Annotated in this window: 17 protein-coding genes and 1 tRNA gene; 5 read left to right on the top strand and 13 right to left on the bottom strand. The window is 55.9% G+C overall.

Annotation, left to right across the window (positions count from 1 at the left end):
- Nucleotides 1-2: 2 nt before the first annotated feature.
- The 4 genes from rep to ABLU96_RS18045 form a co-directional block, all read right to left on the bottom strand.
- Nucleotides 3-2,021, bottom strand: coding sequence for a DNA helicase Rep (gene rep / locus ABLU96_RS18060; protein WP_014227450.1), 2,019 nt, complete (start codon nucleotides 2,019-2,021; stop codon nucleotides 3-5).
- Nucleotides 2,022-2,123: 102 nt separating this feature from the next.
- Nucleotides 2,124-2,852, bottom strand: coding sequence for a nicotinamide riboside transporter PnuC (gene pnuC / locus ABLU96_RS18055; protein WP_048263616.1), 729 nt, complete (start codon nucleotides 2,850-2,852; stop codon nucleotides 2,124-2,126).
- Complete coding sequence (locus ABLU96_RS18050; RefSeq protein ID WP_032747332.1) at nucleotides 2,852-3,601, bottom strand: nucleoside phosphorylase; 750 nt, start codon at nucleotides 3,599-3,601, stop codon at nucleotides 2,852-2,854. The genes pnuC and ABLU96_RS18050 overlap by 1 nt, the downstream gene beginning before the upstream one ends.
- A 24-nt stretch (nucleotides 3,602-3,625) precedes the next feature.
- Nucleotides 3,626-4,330 carry a Crp/Fnr family transcriptional regulator gene (locus ABLU96_RS18045; protein WP_004097483.1) on the bottom strand — a complete coding sequence of 235 codons (705 nt, stop codon included), beginning with the start codon at nucleotides 4,328-4,330 and terminating at the stop codon, nucleotides 3,626-3,628.
- A gap of 194 nt (nucleotides 4,331-4,524) precedes the next feature.
- Between ABLU96_RS18045 and ppiC (ABLU96_RS18040) the strand changes: the two genes are divergently transcribed.
- Nucleotides 4,525-4,806 (top strand): peptidylprolyl isomerase PpiC, encoded by a 282-nt coding sequence (ppiC, locus tag ABLU96_RS18040; RefSeq protein ID WP_004127352.1) that lies wholly within the window; start codon nucleotides 4,525-4,527, stop codon nucleotides 4,804-4,806.
- A 52-nt stretch (nucleotides 4,807-4,858) separates the two neighbouring features.
- The gene (gene ppiC, locus ABLU96_RS18035; RefSeq protein WP_004097481.1) at nucleotides 4,859-5,140 is read left to right on the top strand and encodes a peptidylprolyl isomerase PpiC; all 282 of its coding nucleotides are present in this window, start codon (nucleotides 4,859-4,861) and stop codon (nucleotides 5,138-5,140) included.
- Between the two features lie 170 nt (nucleotides 5,141-5,310).
- Here ppiC (ABLU96_RS18035) and ilvC read toward each other — a convergent pair whose 3' ends face one another.
- Nucleotides 5,311-6,786: a ketol-acid reductoisomerase gene (gene ilvC / locus ABLU96_RS18030; protein WP_003018001.1), complete on the bottom strand. Its 1,476-nt coding sequence runs from the start codon at nucleotides 6,784-6,786 to the stop codon at nucleotides 5,311-5,313.
- 153 nt (nucleotides 6,787-6,939) lie between these two features.
- Between ilvC and ilvY the strand changes: the two genes are divergently transcribed.
- The gene (gene ilvY, locus ABLU96_RS18025) at nucleotides 6,940-7,830 is read left to right on the top strand and encodes an HTH-type transcriptional activator IlvY (RefSeq protein WP_004097479.1); all 891 of its coding nucleotides are present in this window, start codon (nucleotides 6,940-6,942) and stop codon (nucleotides 7,828-7,830) included.
- 56 nt (nucleotides 7,831-7,886) lie between these two features.
- Here ilvY and ilvA read toward each other — a convergent pair whose 3' ends face one another.
- The 6 genes from ilvA to ilvL all read right to left on the bottom strand — a co-directional run bounded on the left by ilvA (nucleotide 7,887) and on the right by ilvL (nucleotide 14,430).
- Nucleotides 7,887-9,431, bottom strand: a complete 1,545-nt coding sequence (gene ilvA, locus ABLU96_RS18020; protein WP_086074245.1) for a threonine ammonia-lyase, biosynthetic — start codon at nucleotides 9,429-9,431, stop codon at nucleotides 7,887-7,889.
- A gap of 2 nt (nucleotides 9,432-9,433) precedes the next feature.
- Complete coding sequence (ilvD, locus tag ABLU96_RS18015) at nucleotides 9,434-11,284, bottom strand: dihydroxy-acid dehydratase (protein ID WP_064406523.1); 1,851 nt, start codon at nucleotides 11,282-11,284, stop codon at nucleotides 9,434-9,436.
- Nucleotides 11,285-11,345: 61 nt separating this feature from the next.
- Complete coding sequence (locus ABLU96_RS18010) at nucleotides 11,346-12,275, bottom strand: branched-chain amino acid transaminase (RefSeq protein ID WP_004097473.1); 930 nt, start codon at nucleotides 12,273-12,275, stop codon at nucleotides 11,346-11,348.
- A 16-nt stretch (nucleotides 12,276-12,291) separates the two neighbouring features.
- Complete coding sequence (gene ilvM / locus ABLU96_RS18005; protein ID WP_064406526.1) at nucleotides 12,292-12,549, bottom strand: acetolactate synthase 2 small subunit; 258 nt, start codon at nucleotides 12,547-12,549, stop codon at nucleotides 12,292-12,294.
- The gene (ilvG, locus tag ABLU96_RS18000) at nucleotides 12,546-14,192 is read right to left on the bottom strand and encodes an acetolactate synthase 2 catalytic subunit (RefSeq protein WP_032747330.1); all 1,647 of its coding nucleotides are present in this window, start codon (nucleotides 14,190-14,192) and stop codon (nucleotides 12,546-12,548) included. The genes ilvM and ilvG overlap by 4 nt, the downstream gene beginning before the upstream one ends.
- 139 nt (nucleotides 14,193-14,331) lie before the next feature.
- Nucleotides 14,332-14,430, bottom strand: coding sequence for an ilv operon leader peptide (ilvL, locus tag ABLU96_RS17995; RefSeq protein ID WP_001311244.1), 99 nt, complete (start codon nucleotides 14,428-14,430; stop codon nucleotides 14,332-14,334).
- Between the two features lie 350 nt (nucleotides 14,431-14,780).
- On the opposite strand from ilvL, the gene ABLU96_RS17990 reads away from it, so the two are divergent.
- Nucleotides 14,781-16,301: a YifB family Mg chelatase-like AAA ATPase gene (locus ABLU96_RS17990; protein WP_064406528.1), complete on the top strand. Its 1,521-nt coding sequence runs from the start codon at nucleotides 14,781-14,783 to the stop codon at nucleotides 16,299-16,301.
- A 23-nt stretch (nucleotides 16,302-16,324) separates the two neighbouring features.
- Here the strand turns inward: ABLU96_RS17990 and ABLU96_RS17985 are convergent, their stop codons facing one another.
- The gene (locus ABLU96_RS17985) at nucleotides 16,325-16,663 is read right to left on the bottom strand and encodes a DUF413 domain-containing protein (RefSeq protein ID WP_004097464.1); all 339 of its coding nucleotides are present in this window, start codon (nucleotides 16,661-16,663) and stop codon (nucleotides 16,325-16,327) included.
- 118 nt (nucleotides 16,664-16,781) lie between these two features.
- Between ABLU96_RS17985 and hdfR the strand changes: the two genes are divergently transcribed.
- Nucleotides 16,782-17,603, top strand: a complete 822-nt coding sequence (gene hdfR, locus ABLU96_RS17980; protein WP_004097454.1) for an HTH-type transcriptional regulator HdfR — start codon at nucleotides 16,782-16,784, stop codon at nucleotides 17,601-17,603.
- Nucleotides 17,604-17,684: 81 nt separating this feature from the next.
- Here the strand turns inward: hdfR and ABLU96_RS17975 are convergent.
- Nucleotides 17,685-17,760: transfer RNA gene (locus tag ABLU96_RS17975), tRNA-Trp, on the bottom strand.
- Between the last annotated feature and the right edge of the window lie 106 nt (nucleotides 17,761-17,866).

The following is a 17,866-nucleotide window of genomic DNA, read 5'->3' as shown; positions in this document are numbered from 1 at the left end:
CGCTATTTACGCGCTTTCGCCAGCATCGCCCGGATGTTGGCGACGTTCGCCTGGCCTTTATGCATGCGCTCTTCCGGCGAAATCACTTTGCGCTCCTGCTCCCAAATCAGGTCGTCCTGCGGCAGTTCCAGCAGGAAACGGCTCGGCTCCGGCCGCACCAGCTCGCCGTACTGACGGCGCTCTTTGCACAGGGTAAAAGTCAGCTCTTTCTGCGCACGGGTGATACCCACGTAGGCAAGACGGCGCTCTTCATCGACGTTGTCTTCATCAATGCTGCTCTGGTGCGGCAGCAGCCCCTCTTCCATACCAACCAGGTAGACGTAGGGGAACTCCAGCCCCTTTGACGCGTGAAGCGTCATCAGCTGCACCTGATCCGTCTCCTCATCCGACTCGCCGCGCTCCATCATATCGCGCAGGGTAAAGCGGGTAACGACCTGAGTGAGCGTCATCGGTTCATCGATCTCGCTGCCTTCGAGCATTTCGGTCATCCACGTGAACAGCGTATTGACGTTTTTCATCCGCATTTCGGCGGCTTTCGGGCTGGGCGAGGTCTCATAGAGCCAGGATTCATAATCCACGCCGCGGATCAGATCGCGGACGGCGGCAATCGGTTCACGCTCTGAAAGCTGCTGGATCTCCCGCAGCCAGTGGGTAAAGCGGGTCAAAGACTCATAGCCGCGTCCGTTCAGGGTCTGGGTCAGGCCCATATCGAAGCTGGCGGTAAACATGCTTTTATTGCGCCCCATCGCCCATTCACCCAGCTTTTTCAGCGTCGCCGAACCAATTTCACGCTTTGGCGTATTGACGATGCGCATGAAAGCGCTGTCATCATCGGGATTAGTCAGCACGCGCAGATAGGCCAGCAGGTCTTTAATTTCCGGGCGGGAAAAGAACGACGTGCCGCCGGAAATTTTGTACGGGATGCGGTTCTGCATCAGCATCTTTTCAAAAACCCGCGACTGATGGTTGCCGCGATACAGAATCGCGTAGTCCTTATAGGCAGTTTTATTAATAAAGTGATGCGCGATCAGTTCACCGGCAACGCGCTCCGCCTCATGGTCTTCGTTATTGGCAGAGAGCACCTTCAGCTCTACGCCATAGCCCAGTTCGGAAAACAGACGCTTCTCGAAAACGTGTGGGTTATTGGCAATCAGGATGTTAGCCGCCTTCAGGATGCGCCCGGAAGAACGGTAGTTTTGCTCCAGCTTGATCACCTGCAGCGCCGGGAAATCCTGGCTTAGCAGGACCAGGTTCTGCGGCCGCGCGCCGCGCCAGGAGTAGATCGACTGATCGTCATCGCCGACCACGGTAAAGCGCGCCCGCTGTCCCACCAGCAGTTTCACCAGCTCGTACTGGCTGGTGTTGGTGTCCTGGTATTCATCCACCAGCAGATAGCGAATCTTATTCTGCCAGCGCTCCCGCACCTCTTCGTTGCGCTGCAGCAGCAGCGTTGGCAGCAGGATCAGATCGTCAAAGTCGAGTACGTTGCAGGCTTTCATGTGCGCGTCGTACAGCCCGTAGCAGTGAGCAAAGATCCGATCCCGCTCCCCTTTCGCCCCAGCGGCGGCCTGAGCAGGGGTTTGCAGATCGTTTTTCCAGTTGGAGATCGTCGAGATCAGCTGCTGAAGCACCACTTTATCGTCTTCGATCAGCCCTTCGGTGAGCTCTTTTAACAGCGCCACCTGGTCGGTATCGTCGAACAGCGAGAAGTTTGATTTCATCCCTAACGCGGCGTATTCGCGTTTGATGATATCCAGCCCCAGCGTGTGGAAAGTGGAAATCATCAGGCCGCGCGCCTCTTTGCGTCCCAGCGTTTGCCCGACGCGCTCTTTCATTTCGCGCGCCGCCTTGTTGGTAAAGGTGACCGCCGCGATATGACGCGCCTGATAGCCGCAGCCGCGGATCAGGTGGGCGATTTTATTGGTAATCACGCGGGTCTTACCGGAACCGGCACCCGCCAGCACCAGGCACGGTCCGGTAACGAATTCGACGGCTTGTTGTTGGCCAGGATTTAAACGCATGGGAGTCTTTTGCTCAATCTTCGAACGGGGTGGGGATTGTAGCAGAAAGAGGGGCACAGAGAGCAACAGGCTGCCCATTCAGGCAGCCTGGAAATCGGTCAATCAGGATGCGGCCGCGGCAAGCGGCGTATAGCCGTTACGCTGTGCGCTTTTGATCCAGCTGTATGAACCCATTACCGCGATCGCCGTCAGCAGGACATACTCAAGCGACATGGCGTAAACGCCCTGTACCGCGTAGATAACCACGCTAATCACGTCGATAACCACCCACAGCAGCCAGTTTTCGACGAATTTACGCGTCATCAGCATCATAGCCGCAATCGACAACACCAGCATGGTGGAATCCCAGAACGGGAAGGCGTCGGGCTGGAGGTCGGGCATCGCGACCTGCATACCGAACGTTTGCAGCAGAGCAATCATGATACGAGTGAGCGTCGCGAACACCGGATCGATAAACAGCGTCATCAGCACAATCGCCACCGCGCAGACGCCGCCCAGCGCCAGCGTTTGCTGACGGGAAAGCCAGCGTACCTTGAGCGCGGCCTCCTGCGCCTCGTTTTGCCGGCTCCACGCGTACCAGCCGTAAATATTGGCAGCGAAGAAAAAGACCTGCAGCAGCAGGCTGGCATAGAGCTGGATCTGGAAAAAGATCGCCGCAAACAGCGTGACGTTAATCAGGCCAAACAGATAGTTGATGATTTTTTCCCGGCTGGCGCACCAGATGCACAGCAGGCCGAATACGGTACCGATAGCCTCAATCCACGATAGCGCATAGCCGCCTTCGCCGAGAGGAATGTTGACCATCACATTGTTAATGCTAAAAAAGTCCATCACAAACCTCCTTGCTGGCTAGCGGAATAAATGGCGCGCAGCGCCAGGGTAATTTGCCGTTCTTCGCCCTGCTGGCACAGCGCCTCCTGCTGGACATAATCATTGATGCTGCTATCCAGGCAACCGTTGTGGGCAACAACCACGTTGAGTAATGATGCCGTACGTAGGCCGCGCAGCGCGCCGATAGTCATCAGAGCGGCGCTCTCCATATCCGCGCCCAGAACGCCTCGCGCCGACCACTGCGCATCCAGTTCCGCCTCACGATCGGTATAGAAACTGTCGTGGCTGCGCACCAGCCCGCACGCGGCGGGGATGTTCATTTGCCGCGCCTGCGCCACCAGTTCCCAGGTCAGCAGCGGGTCGGCGCAGGCCGGATAGCCCGCCGGCGCATAGGTTCGGCTGGTACCATCATCCATCACCGCAGCGTGAGCGATAATCACATCGCCGAGCGCAAGATTATCCTGCAATGCGCCGCAGCTGCCGATACGAATCAGGGTTGTTACGCCAATCTGGCGCAGCTCTTCAATGGCGATCGCCGTGGAGGGTCCGCCGATTCCGGTGGAGAGCACCAAAATCTCGATGCCCTGATACCAGCCGCGCGCGGCGCGAAACTCCCGGTTCTGACCGAGCAGCTGTGGATTATCAAGAAACTTGACGATGCGGTCGACCCGCTGCGGGTCGCCCGGCAGCAGCGCGTACCGCGCGCCGGTCATCTCTTTGCTTAACTGGATATGGGGTTGCAGCGACATTCTCCCGCCTCCTTACTCTTGCGGTTATCCGATATCAGCCTCCTGCTTCAGTTTTTCAGGAGCTAACAACACAATGCGTTCACCATCGGTATCAATAATCTGTAGCGCTTTCAGGTCATGCAAAATACGGTTAATGCTGCGGGTCGTCGCCGCGAACTCCTGACTGAGATTCTGCTTATCCAGCAAGATTTCATTCGCGCCATCCTGTTGATAACGCAGCCATAGCGCCTGACACACCCGCTGATGCAGCGAGTAGAGATTGTCGCTGCTGGCCTTTTTCGACAGCTGATAATATTGCTGGCTAAAGAAGCGCAGCATCCGCTGGTTAAAGTGGTTATCCAGCGCCAGCCAGCGGCAGAAATGTTCCTGCGACAGGCTCAGGAGCTGCACATGGTCCACCGCCACCACCGAGCAGATGTAATGACGCGACTCAAAGATCTCGAGTTCGCCCACCATGTCGCCTTTACGGTAGCGGGCCTGACGGTAGCGGCGCCCGTCTTCAGCCTCATAGAAAACGTCCACCTCACCGGCGATAATCAGCGAAAAACGCTGGCACACTTCCCCCTGTCGGCAGATAAAATCACCGCGCGGAATGTCTTCGAAGCGCCAGCGCCGCATGATCTCCAGAGGACAATATTTCAGTAATTCATAGAGCAGCGGATCGCGCACAATCTCGCTCAGCCCGGAAAGCCAGCCGACTGAAAATTCAGGTTTTTTCATTGTATCCATGTTATCTCGCTCCACGACGATAAGGACAGGACGGCTGTCCCCGGCCAGAAGGAAAACGCCGAAGAAAAGTGTTGCCCATCTCCCGCTTCCGTCTATCAGGCGAGACACCTGTCCCGCGATGGCGAAGAGTATAGGTCCGCGACCAAAGCGGGTGGTAAAGTAACGGGATATCTTTGAGACGTGAGAACAAAATAATGGCAAAGAGCGCAGCGGCCCTGCACATCCTGGTTAAAGAAGAGAAGCTGGCGCAAGAGATCCTCGCCAAACTGGAACGTGGCGTGAGCTTCGATCATCTGGCAAAACGCTATTCAAAGTGCCCCTCCGGGCGCAACGGCGGCGATCTCGGGGAGTTTAATCAAGGAGTCATGGTCGGGCCGTTCGATAAGGCAGTCTTTAGCTGCCCGCTGCTCAAACCTTACGGGCCGGTCAAAACCAAGTTTGGCTACCACATCATTAAGGTGCTGTATCGCCGCTAGCCCATGCTACTATTGCGCCCTGATTCATCCCCTATTCAATCAAGGTACGATCATGGCAAAAACGGCAGCAGCACTGCATATCCTGGTTAAAGAAGAGCAGCTGGCACTGGATCTTCTGGAGCAAATTAAAAACGGCGCCGATTTCGGTAAACTGGCGAAGAAGCACTCGATCTGCCCGTCAGGCAAACGCGGCGGCGACTTAGGTGAATTCCGCCAGGGCCAGATGGTGCCGGCGTTTGATAAAGTCGTCTTCTCCTGCCCGGTGCTGGAGCCGACCGGCCCGCTGCACACCCAGTTTGGTTATCACATCATCAAGGTGCTGTACCGCAATTAAAAAAACCGGTGTCTTTGAATTGCACCGGTTTTTTATCTCACAGCTTTCCCCTAAGGATTTCAGCTTGCAGGAAGGCGGCAAGTGAGTACAGCCCCAGGAGCATAGATAACTATGTGACTGGGGTGTACGAACGCAACCAACGCATCTGCAAGTTGAAAGACGACGGGGAATTAGCCCGCTACCGCAATGCGTTTCATGTCGGTCATATAGCCGCGCAGTTTCTTACCAACCTGCTCGATAGCGTGGCTGCGAATGGCTTCGTTCACGTCGCGCAGCTGAGCGTTGTCTACCGCGCCTTCGGCAATCGCTTTGCCCAGGTCGCCGGTCTGCAGGGTGGTCATGAACTCTTTCAGCAGCGGTACGCAGGCGTAAGAGAACAGGTAGTTACCGTATTCAGCGGTATCGGAGATAACCACGTTCATTTCGTACAGACGCTTACGAGCGATGGTGTTGGCGATCAGCGGCAGCTCGTGCAGTGATTCGTAGTAAGCGGACTCTTCGATGATGCCGGAATCCACCATGGTTTCAAACGCCAGCTCAACGCCCGCTTTCACCATTGCGATCATCAGAACGCCTTTATCGAAGTACTCCTGCTCGCCAATTTTACCTTCAAACTGCGGTGCGGTTTCGAACGCGGTTTTGCCGGTCTCTTCACGCCAGGTCAGCAGTTTTTTATCGTCGTTGGCCCAGTCAGCCATCATGCCGGAGGAGAATTCACCGGAGATGATGTCATCCATATGCTTCTGGAACAGCGGCGCCATAATCTCTTTCAGCTGTTCGGACAGCGCGTAAGCACGCAGCTTAGCCGGGTTAGACAGACGATCCATCATCAGGGTGATACCGCCCTGCTTCAGCGCTTCGGTGATGGTTTCCCAGCCGAACTGAATCAGTTTTTCGGCGTATGCCGGGTCGGTACCCTCTTCCACCAGCTTATCGAAGCACAGCAGAGAACCGGCCTGCAGCATACCGCAGAGGATGGTCTGCTCGCCCATCAGGTCGGATTTCACTTCGGCAACGAAGGACGATTCCAGCACGCCCGCACGGTGACCGCCGGTCGCCGCAGCCCAGGCTTTAGCAATGGCCATACCTTCGCCTTTCGGATCGTTTTCCGGGTGAACCGCGATCAGGGTCGGAACGCCGAAACCGCGTTTGTACTCTTCACGTACTTCGGTACCCGGGCACTTCGGCGCCACCATCACGACGGTGATATCTTTACGGATCTGCTCGCCAACTTCCACGATGTTGAAGCCGTGAGAGTAGCCCAGCGCCGCGCCGTCTTTCATCAGCGGCTGAACGGAACGTACAACGTCAGAGTGCTGTTTGTCCGGCGTCAGGTTAACCACCAGATCGGCCTGCGGGATCAGCTCTTCGTAGGTACCCACCTTGAAGCCGTTTTCGGTTGCTTTGCGCCATGATGCGCGCTTTTCGGCAATCGCTTCTTTACGCAGCGCGTAGGAGATATCCAGACCGGAGTCGCGCATGTTCAGACCCTGGTTCAGGCCCTGAGCGCCACAGCCGACGATGACCACTTTTTTACCCTGAAGGTAGCTTGCGCCATCGGCGAATTCGTCGCGACCCATAAAGCGACATTTGCCCAGCTGCGCCAGCTGCTGGCGCAGGTTCAGTGTATTAAAGTAGTTAGCCATGGTGATACCTCGTGATGTTGTGTGTCTTATTTTGTTCGGTTCGCCTTTCAGCGAGAATGTACCCACATTACAACAGGAAATTTATTGCGGAAATTGATATATTCACAACATCACGTTGCAATTTCTGCAATGTAAAATCGTGGAGTGTCGCCGGTGGATTTACGCGATCTGAAAACCTTCCTGCATCTGGCTGAAAGCCGCCATTTTGGCCGCAGCGCGCGGGCGATGCACGTCAGCCCCTCCACGCTTTCCCGACAAATTCAGCGCCTGGAAGAAGACCTCGGGCAGCCGCTGTTTGTCCGCGATAACCGCACGGTAACGCTTACCGAAGCGGGAGAAGAGCTACGAACGTTTGCCCAGCAGACGCTGTTGCAGTATCAGCAGCTGCGCCACACTATCGATCAGCAAGGTCCGTCGCTGTCGGGCGAACTGCATATCTTCTGTTCGGTGACGGCCGCTTATAGCCATCTGCCGCCGATTCTCGATCGGTTCCGCGCCGAGCATCCCTCGGTGGAAATAAAGCTCACCACCGGCGATGCCGCTGATGCGATGGAAAAAGTGGTGACGGGTGAGGCCGATCTGGCGATTGCCGGGAAACCGGAAACGCTGCCCGGCGCGGTGGCTTTTTCCATGCTGGAGAATCTGGCGGTGGTGCTGATCGCCCCGGCGCTGCCTTGTCCGGTTCGTAACCAGGTCTCAGTGGAGAAGCCTGACTGGGCAACGGTACCCTTTATTATGGCCGACCAGGGCCCCGTGCGTCGCCGCATTGAGCTATGGTTTCGCCGCCATAAAATCAGTAATCCGTCAATTTACGCCACGGTGGGCGGGCATGAAGCCATGGTCTCCATGGTGGCGCTCGGCTGCGGCGTCGCGCTGCTGCCGGAGGTGGTGCTGGAAAACAGCCCTGAGCCAGTGCGCAATCGCGTGATGATTCTGGAGCGTAGCGACGAGAAAACCCCGTTTGAGCTTGGCGTCTGCGCGCCAAAAAAGCGGCTGCATGAGCCGCTGATTAATGCGTTCTGGAATTTGCTGCCTGGCCACTAATGCCGGGCCTGCTCAGGCCTACAGCCCGACCGCAGGCCTGACAAGCACAGCGCTTCTTAACCGGCGAGGAAGAACCTGAACGCTGGATTATTGCTTTCATCGTGGCAATCGTAGCCCAGCTCATGCAAGCGGGTTTCGAAGTCAGGCTCGTGATCGCCCAGTTCGAATGCCGCCAGCACGCGGCCGTAATCGGTACCGTGACTGCGATAGTGGAACAGAGAGATGTTCCAGTGGGTGCCCAGCGTATGCAGGAACTTCAGCAGCGCGCCGGGTGATTCCGGAAACTCGAAGCTGAATAAACGCTCCTGCAGCGGCTGCGACGGACGCCCGCCCACCATATAGCGCACGTGAAGCTTGGCCATTTCATCGTCGGAGAGATCCACTACGCTGTAGCCACCGTCGTGCAGCAGGTTGAGGATCTCTTTCCGCTCTTCCAGCCCCCGGCTCAGGCGCACGCCGACAAAAATGCAGGCATTTTTCGCATCCGCGAAGCGGTAGTTGAACTCGGTCACCGAACGGCCGCCCAGCAGCTGGCAGAACTTGAGGAAGCTGCCCTTCTCTTCCGGAATGGTGACCGCCAGCAGCGCTTCGCGCTGTTCTCCCAGTTCGCAGCGTTCGGAAACGTAGCGCAGGCCGTGGAAGTTGACGTTCGCGCCGGAAAGCACGTGCGCCAGGCGTTCGCCGCGAATATTATGCTGAGCGATATATTTTTTCATCCCCGCCAGCGCCAGCGCCCCGGAAGGTTCTGCTACCGCACGCACATCTTCAAACAGGTCTTTCATCGCCGCGCAGATGGCATCGCTATCGACGGTAACGATGTCGTCGAGATACTCCTGGCACAGACGGAAAGTCTCATCGCCGATGCGTTTCACCGCCACGCCTTCGGCAAAAAGCCCAACGCGGGGTAAATCGACCGGATGACCCGCATCCAGAGCGGCTCTCAGACAGGCAGAATCCTCGGCCTCAACCGCAATGACTTTGATCTGCGGCATCAGCTGTTTGATCAGCACCGCCACGCCGGCCGCGAGACCGCCGCCGCCGACCGGGACAAATACGCGATCGATATGGGCATCCTGCTGCAGCAGCTCCAGCGCCAGCGTCCCCTGCCCGGCAATCACCATCGGATGGTCGAAGGGCGGAACCCAGGTGAACCCCTGCTGCTGCGCCAGCTCGATGGCTTTGGCCTTGGCTTCATCGAAGTTCGCGCCGTGCAGCAGCACTTCGCCGCCGAAGCCGCGCACCGCATCAACTTTGATATCCGCGGTGGCGGTTGGCATGACGATGAGCGCCTTCACGCCCAGGCGAGATGCCGAGAAAGCCACGCCCTGCGCATGATTACCCGCCGAAGCGGTAATCACGCCATGCGATTTTTGCTCTTCCGTCAGGCCCGCCATCATCGCGTAGGCTCCGCGCAGCTTAAAGCTGTGCACCGGCTGACGATCTTCACGCTTCACCAGCACAACGTTATCGAGGCGCGACGAGAGCTTTTCCATTTTTTGCAGCGGCGTGATCTGCGCGGCTTCGTATACCGGCGCGCGCAGTACCGCTCTGAGGTATTCCGCCCCCTCGGGGGCGGCGGAGAGGGGTTGAGACTCGGCCATCATTAACCCCCAAGTTTCGATTTATCGCGCACCGCGCCTTTGTCGGCGCTGGTTGCCAGGCTGGCATAGGCGCGAAGGGCAAAGGAAACCTGACGCTCGCGATCTTTCGGCGTCCATGCTTTATCACCGCGCGCTTCCTGAGCTTCGCGGCGCGCCGCAATCTCGGCATCGCTTAGCTGCAGCTGAATGCCGCGGTTCGGGATATCGATAGCAATCATGTCGCCATCTTCAATGATCGCGATATTGCCACCGCTGGCCGCTTCCGGAGAAACGTGACCAATAGAGAGACCCGAGGTACCGCCGGAGAAGCGTCCGTCGGTAATCAGCGCACAGGCTTTACCCAGGCCCATTGATTTCAGGAAGGTCGTCGGGTAGAGCATCTCCTGCATCCCCGGCCCGCCTTTCGGCCCTTCATAGCGGATGACGACTACGTCACCGGCGACCACCTTGCCGCCGAGGATCGCATCCACAGCCGCGTCCTGGCTTTCGTATACCTTCGCCGGGCCGGTAAACTTGAGGATACTGTCGTCAACGCCGGCGGTTTTCACGATACAGCCGTTCTCGGCAAAGTTGCCGTACAGAACCGCCAGACCGCCGTCCTTGCTGTAAGCATGTTCCAGCGAGCGGATACAGCCTTCTGCGCGATCGTCATCCAGGGTGTCCCAACGGCAGTTCTGAGAGAAAGCCTGCGTTGTGCGGATACCCGCAGGGCCAGCGCGGAACATCTTCTTAACCGCTTCATCCCGCGTGACGGTGATATCGTACTGCTCCAGCGTCTGCGGCAGGGACAAACCAAGCACGTTTTTCACATCGCGGTTCAGCAGCCCGGCACGATCCAGTTCACCTAAAATACCCAATACGCCGCCCGCGCGATGCACGTCTTCCATATGATATTTCTGCGTACTTGGCGCGACCTTACACAGCTGCGGCACTTTGCGGGAAAGTTTATCGATATCGCTCATGGTGAAGTCGATTTCCGCTTCCTGCGCCGCCGCCAGCAGATGCAGTACGGTATTGGTGGAACCGCCCATGGCGATATCCAGCGTCATGGCGTTTTCAAACGCCGCCTTATTGGCGATATTACGCGGCAGCGCAGAGGCATCGTCCTGCTCGTAATAGCGTTTAGTCAGCTCAACGATACGTGAGCCCGCATTGAGGAACAGCTGTTTACGATCGGCGTGAGTCGCCAGCAGCGAGCCGTTGCCCGGCTGCGACAGGCCCAGCGCCTCGGTCAGGCAGTTCATCGAGTTCGCGGTGAACATTCCCGAACAAGAGCCACACGTCGGGCAGGCGGAACGCTCAACCTGATTACTCTGATCGTCGGAGACTTTCGGGTCAGCGCCCTGAATCATCGCGTCAACGAGGTCGAGTTTAATGATTTGATCGGACAGTTTGGTTTTCCCGGCTTCCATCGGGCCACCGGAAACAAAAATGACCGGAATATTCAGGCGCAGAGACGCCATTAACATCCCCGGGGTGATTTTGTCGCAGTTGGAGATACAGACCATCGCATCAGCACAGTGGGCGTTAACCATATACTCAACCGAGTCGGCGATCAGTTCGCGGGATGGCAGTGAATAAAGCATACCCCCGTGGCCCATCGCGATCCCATCATCCACCGCAATGGTGTTGAATTCTTTGGCGACGCCGCCAGCGGCCTCGATTTGCTCAGCAACCAGTTTGCCGAGATCGCGCAGGTGAACGTGGCCCGGCACGAACTGGGTGAAAGAGTTCACCACGGCGATAATCGGCTTACCGAAATCATCGTCGGTCATTCCAGTGGCGCGCCACAGCGCGCGGGCACCCGCCATATTACGGCCGTGAGTGGTTGTGGCGGAACGGTACTTAGGCATGCTTTAGTTACTCCCAGTTTCGGTGAAATGGGGCGTTGCGTGTCGCCCCATTTTTTTATGCTTATTGATTAACCTGATCCAACCAGCCCCATTTATCCTCGGTTTCACCGGTGAAGAGGCCAAAGAATGCTTGCTGAATGCGCTTGGTGATCGGGCCGCAGCGGCCTTCACCCACCTGAATACCATCAACGCTGCGTACCGGCGTGATCTCTGCGGCAGTACCGGACATAAACACTTCGTCGGCCAGGTACAGGGACTCGCGGGACAATACCTGCTCGCGGACTTCCAGGCCGAGATCTTTCGCCAGCTTGATGATAGCGTCGCGGGTGATGCCAGGCAGCGCGGAAGAGGTGAACGGCGGGGTAAACAGCACGCCATCCTTCACTTCAAACAGGTTTTCACCGGCGCCTTCAGAGATGTAGCCGTTCACGTCCAGCGCGATACCTTCCTGATAGCCATGGCGACGCGCTTCGCTGCCGACCAGCAGCGAAGAGAGATAGTTACCGCCGGCTTTAGCCGCGGTCGGAATAGTGTTTGGCGCCGCGCGATTCCAGGAAGAAACCATCGCATCGATCCCCTGATCCAGCGCTTCGGCGCCCAGGTAGGCGCCCCACGGGAACGCCGCGATGATCACGTCAGTGTTATAGCCCGGAGGCGGGTTGACGCCCATGCCCACGTCGCCGACGAAGACTAACGGGCGGATATAGGCGCTGGTCAGACTGTTTTTACGAATGACTTCACGGCAGGCTTCCATCAGCTCATCAACGCTCTGAGAAACCGGGAAACGATAGATTTTTGCTGAGTCATGCAAACGCTGCATATGTTCACGGTGACGGAACACCACCGGTCCCTTGTGAGAGTCGTAGCAACGGATGCCTTCAAATACGGAAGTCCCGTAGTGCAGCGCATGGGACATCACGTGAACCTTCGCCTCGCCCCACGGAACCATCTCACCATTGAACCAAATGTAATCAGCTTTTTTCGTCGTCATTGTTCTTCCTTTGCGCTCAGGCGCGAATTTGTTGTGATGTAGGTTGCTGGATCTCGACGCAGGCGACGTCCACCAGTTTGCTTAATTGACTAAACAGTAATTCGACGGGCCGCTGGCTGGCAACGGTCAGTTCAATATTAATATTCCGGGCATCGGCGGCGGTTGCCATATTCATCGCGCAAATCTGGAACCCGCGATGGCGCACGACGCGCAGCACGCGTTCTAACGTTTCAGGATTAGAGCGAGCCAGCAAGGCGACCTGATGTTGCATCATGATAATTTCTCCAGCATTTCTGCATTACTGGCACCGGGCGGCACCAACGGCCAGACGTTCTCAAGTTCGTCGATTGAGACATGAAGCAGGTAAGGCCCCTGGCTCGAAAGCATGGTGTCGAGTGCCGCTTCAACCTGGTCTTTACGGGTGATGTGTTGACCAGGGATGCCGAAGGCGCTGGCCAGAGTAAGGAAATCGGGGTTATCGGTAAGGGTGGTTTCGCTATAACGTTCCTGAAAAAACAGCTGTTGCCATTGTCGAACCATTCCTAAACGCTGGTTGTCCAGTAAGACTATCTTCAGCGGCAGCTGCTTGCGTTTTACGGTGCCCAGCTCCTGCACGTTCATCATGAAGGAGCCGTCACCGGAGATACAGATAACCGTATCGTCTGGACGGGCCACCTGCGCGCCTACCGCTGCGGGCAAGCCGAAACCCATAGTGCCTAATCCGCTGGAAGTGATGAAATTCTCCGGGCGCGTATAGTTCATATGCTGCGCTGACCACATCTGATGCTGGCCCACATCGGTTGTCACGACGCAGTCTGCGGGTTTGCGATCGGAAAGCTGCTTCAGCAGCAGCGGGGCATAGATAGCGTCTCCCGGATGATCGTAGCGCCAGGCATGCTCGGCGCGCAGCTGCGCATTACGTTGGCGCCAGGCGTCGATAGACAGCGGCTGCTGGAGCGCGGGCAGCATCACATTCAAATCGCCGGTCAGGCCGATATGTGCCTGACGGAGCTTGTTCAGTTCAGCCGGATCGATATCCATATGGATAACTTTGGCGTGCGGGGCAAACGTATTCAGCTTGCCGGTGACGCGATCGTCAAAACGGGCGCCTACCGCGATCAGCAGGTCACATTCCTGTACTGCAAGGTTGGCCGCTTTAGTACCGTGCATCCCCAGCATGCCCAGATAGTAGGGATAATCCGCCGCTACCGCACCCAGCCCTTTCAGGGTGGACGTCACGGGCATTTGCGTAACGGCAAGAAATTCGCGCAGCGCCGGTACCGCCTGCGCCATCCCCACGCCGCCGCCAACGTATAACATCGGCTTCTGCGACTGGGTCAACATCTGCAAAGCGTATTCGATATCCGCATATGGAAAATCAACGTCGTCGGCTACCATGGAAAAATGCGGATCGAGATCGCCCTGAGCCAGCTGGATATCCTTTGGGATATCGACCAGCACGGGACCGGGACGCCCGGAGTTTGCTACGTGGAAAGCTTCGGCAATGATGCGCGGCAGTTCTTCCAGCGACTGCACCAGGAAACTGTGCTTGGTGCATGCCAGCGATAAACCGAGGACATCAACTTCCTGGAATGCGTCGGTGCCAATGAACGGGGCAGCAACCTGGCCGGTGATAGCAACAACGGGAACGGAATCAAGCAGCGCGTCGGCGAGGCCGGTGATCAGGTTGGTTGCGCCAGGCCCCGAAGTGGCGATACACACGCCGGTTTTGCCGGTAGCCCTGGCATAGCCGATAGCCGCCATAGCCGCGCCCTGTTCATGCCGACACAGTAGGTGTTCCACGCCGCCGTCATACAATGCATCGTAAACCGGCATAATTGCTCCACCCGGATAGCCAAAAACGGTATCGACTCCCTGTGCTCGCAAAGCATGTACCACCCACCGCGCCCCATTCATAGTTACTTCCCCGTCGTAGATCGAGAGAAACAGAATTTTATGCTACCAGCCATCGTCTGCTCCTCTTTTCTGTTTTTAAGTTATAAAAAAACCCCCGGACCTTTCGGTGCGGGGGTCTTAGTTCGTTAAGGCTTGTTTTTTAAGCCTTTCCTCGTCCAAGTGCAGCCCCGCACGGTGGGATAATAATCACCACCACGCTAATCACGACCAGGCTAATCACTCGTAGAAGGGCTGTCATTTTATGTTCTTTCTGGCTTCATGTTCGAAGGAATACCTAAAGAGGTACCACAGACTTCGCGTTAAACACAAGATTTTTTTATGACCTCATTTCTTACCTTGCTAACCATTTAAGAAAAAACAATTGTTTTTAATGGGAAAAATATGAAATGAAAATATTTCAATTTGTGGCGTACTCTACAGCTCTTTCTCATCTTGTTGCCTGATGACAGCATTTTACGAGCCGGCATCCATCACCAGTGCAAAGCGGAAATTGCCGGAAAATTGGCTGGGAACAAGCATGCAGAATTTAATATTGCCGAATTACTCAACAGCAAATCCCCGACATAATCCCGGTACTCAGGAGGTGTTATGTCACTCGCCATTGTTTACACCCGCGCCGCTCTCGGGATCGGTGCCCCGCTTATCACGGTTGAAGTTCATATCAGCAACGGGCTCCCAGGTCTGACAATGGTAGGACTGCCTGAAACAACGGTTAGAGAAGCGCGTGACCGGGTACGTAGTGCGATTATCAACAGCGGCTACGCTTATCCGGCGAAAAAAATCACCATCAATCTGGCCCCGGCCGATCTACCAAAAGAAGGGGGAAGATATGATTTACCTATCGCTCTCGCGCTTCTGGTGGCCTCAGAGCAGCTAAAGGCCACCAGGCTAAATCAATATGAGTTTGTCGGCGAGCTGGCGCTTACAGGCGCTCTGCGTGGCGTTCCTGGGGCCATATCCAGCGCCATGGAGGCCATAAAAGCGGGGCGGAAGATTGTTATCTCTAATGAGAATTCTCCAGAGGTGGGGTTAATCGGCGGCAGTGACTGCCTTATCGCCACCGATCTCCAGGAAGTCTGCGCTTTTCTCGAAGGTCGACATACCCTGGCTAACCCCCTTCCAGAAGGGGAATATTCGGATGAAACATCGGTTGATCTGCGTGATGTTATTGGCCAGCGGCAGGGGAAACGAGCGCTGGAAATCATCGCTGCAGGTGGTCACAACCTGCTGATGATAGGCCCGCCCGGCACAGGAAAAACGATGCTCGCCAGTCGATTACCGGGACTACTGCCGCCGCTGAGTAATCAGGAAGCACTGGAAAGCGCGGCAATACTTAGCCTGGTCGATTCCAGGCATGCCATGAAAAATTGGCGCCGCAGGCCCTTTCGTGCCCCGCATCATAGCGCCTCCCTGGCAGCCATGGTGGGCGGAGGCTCAATTCCGGCACCGGGAGAGATCTCCCTTGCCCATAACGGAGTCCTGTTCCTGGATGAGCTGCCTGAATTCGAACGCAGGGTGCTGGATGCGTTACGCGAACCCATTGAGTCAGGGGTTATCCATATCTCACGCACGCGCGCCAAAATCGATTATCCAGCCCGTTTCCAGCTTATTGCAGCGATGAATCCCAGCCCGACAGGACACTATCAGGGCCAGCATAATCGCGCTTCACCGGAACAGACGCTACGCTACCTGGGTCGTTTATCCGGCCCGTTTCTTGACCGATTCGATCTCTCCCTGGAGATCCCACTTCCGCCGCCGGGGGTGCTCAGCCAGGGAACAAACGAAGAGGAAAGTAGCGCCTGCGTACGCCAACGTGTTCTGGCCGCACGCGAAAGGCAGCTATCGCGGCAGAAAAAACTTAACGCGCATCTGGGAAATGATGAGATGAAAATCTGCTGCCGGCTTCATAAAGATGACGCTGTCTGGCTGGAGCAGACGCTAATACAGCTCGGTCTTTCAATCCGCGCCTGGCAGCGCCTGATTAAAGTTTCCCGAACTATTGCCGATATTGAGGCAGTCGAACGCATCGAACGTCATCATTTGCAGGAGGCTCTCGGCTATCGGGCAATAGACAGAATGTTGAGCCATCTACAAAAAATGATGGCGTAAAAAAAGGGCTTACGCCCTTTTTCTTAATCATCGCTTTCTGTGTAATCTTCCGTACCTTCCACCTGCGGCTTGCCGCCGGACAGGGTATGGAAACGCTTCGGACGCTTAATGCGCGCCATGTACTTAATCCAGACGCGTTCTGCTTCCGTTGCGGGCTCACGTTCACCACGGCATACCGAAACAAACTGTTTTTCATCGTCGGTGACAGGCTCGCGTTTACCTAGTTCGAGTTCATTAAAGGCATAACCATGACGTTCCAGCAGTTGCGCCTCTTTGATGGTGAAATCTCCATGACGGGAAAACCCGCGCGGATAATTTTTATTGTCGAAAAAACGATTAGTTGTCGTAAAGCTTTCCGCCATCCTACACGCTCCTGATTCTTTGGCCGAGCTAATTATGGCGCGGAGTATTAGTTACGCTTGACAGAGCGTCAAACAAAACATTTAAATCATCACGACAAATAATTTTGCGGAGAAGAGTGTGGATACGGAATTGCTCAAGACTTTCCTTGAGGTGAGCAGAACTCGCCACTTTGGCCGAGCCGCAGAGGCGCTTTATCTGACGCAGTCAGCAGTTAGCTTTCGTATTCGTCAGCTGGAGAACCAGCTGGGGGTAAATCTTTTTACCCGTCATCGTAATAATATCCGTCTGACCTCAGCCGGAGAGAAACTGCTACCCTACGCCGAAACCCTGATGAATACCTGGCAAGCTGCGCGCAAGGAGGTCGCGAATGCTTCCCGCCATAATGAATTTTCGATCGGTGCCAGCGCTTCTCTGTGGGAATGCCTGCTTAATGGATGGCTGGGAAAGCTCTATACAGAGCCCTATAACCTACAGTTTGAGGCGCGGATTGCGCAGCGGCAATCGCTGGTCAAACAGCTGCACGAACGTCAGCTTGATCTCCTGATCACGACAGAATCGCCGAAGATGGATGAACTAAGCAGCCAGTTGCTGGGTAATTTTACCCTGGCGCTTTATTGTGCCTCTCCGGCTAAATACACAAATGAATTGAATTATTTACGCCTTGAATGGGGGCCCGATTTCCAACAAAACGAAGCGGGATTGATAGGAAATGATGATATTCCTCTGCTGACCACCAGTTCTGCCGAGTTAGCTTACCAACAGCTCAGCGCGCTTAAGGGCTGTACATGGCTGCCCGTGCTCTGGGCACAGGGGAAAAATAATCTACATACGGTGACCGACAGTGCGACGCTTTCAAGGCCTCTCTATGCGATTTGGCTACAGAACAGCGATAAACAAGCGCAGATTCGGGAGATCCTGAAGCACAATATATTGGGATAAACGCACTCCTCCAGGGATGGAGGACGATCGGCGGGAAATTGAAAGCAAAAAAAATCCTTTGCCTGAGCAAAGGATTATATATGGCAGGGGCGGAGAGACTCGAACTCGCGACACCCGGTTTTGGAGACCGGTGCTCTACCAACTGAGCTACGCCCCTAAAGTTTCTTATCATTAAGCCTGCTTAATCAGCAGGCTTAATTTTTTAATAAGTGGCGGAACGGACGGGACTCGAACCCGCGACCCCCTGCGTGACAGGCAGGTAT

The organism is Klebsiella sp. CN_Kp106 (assembly GCF_040064575.1).
GTDB classification, from domain to species: Bacteria; Pseudomonadota; Gammaproteobacteria; order Enterobacterales; family Enterobacteriaceae; genus Klebsiella; species Klebsiella michiganensis.
This window is presented reverse-complemented; position numbering and strand designations above follow the sequence as displayed.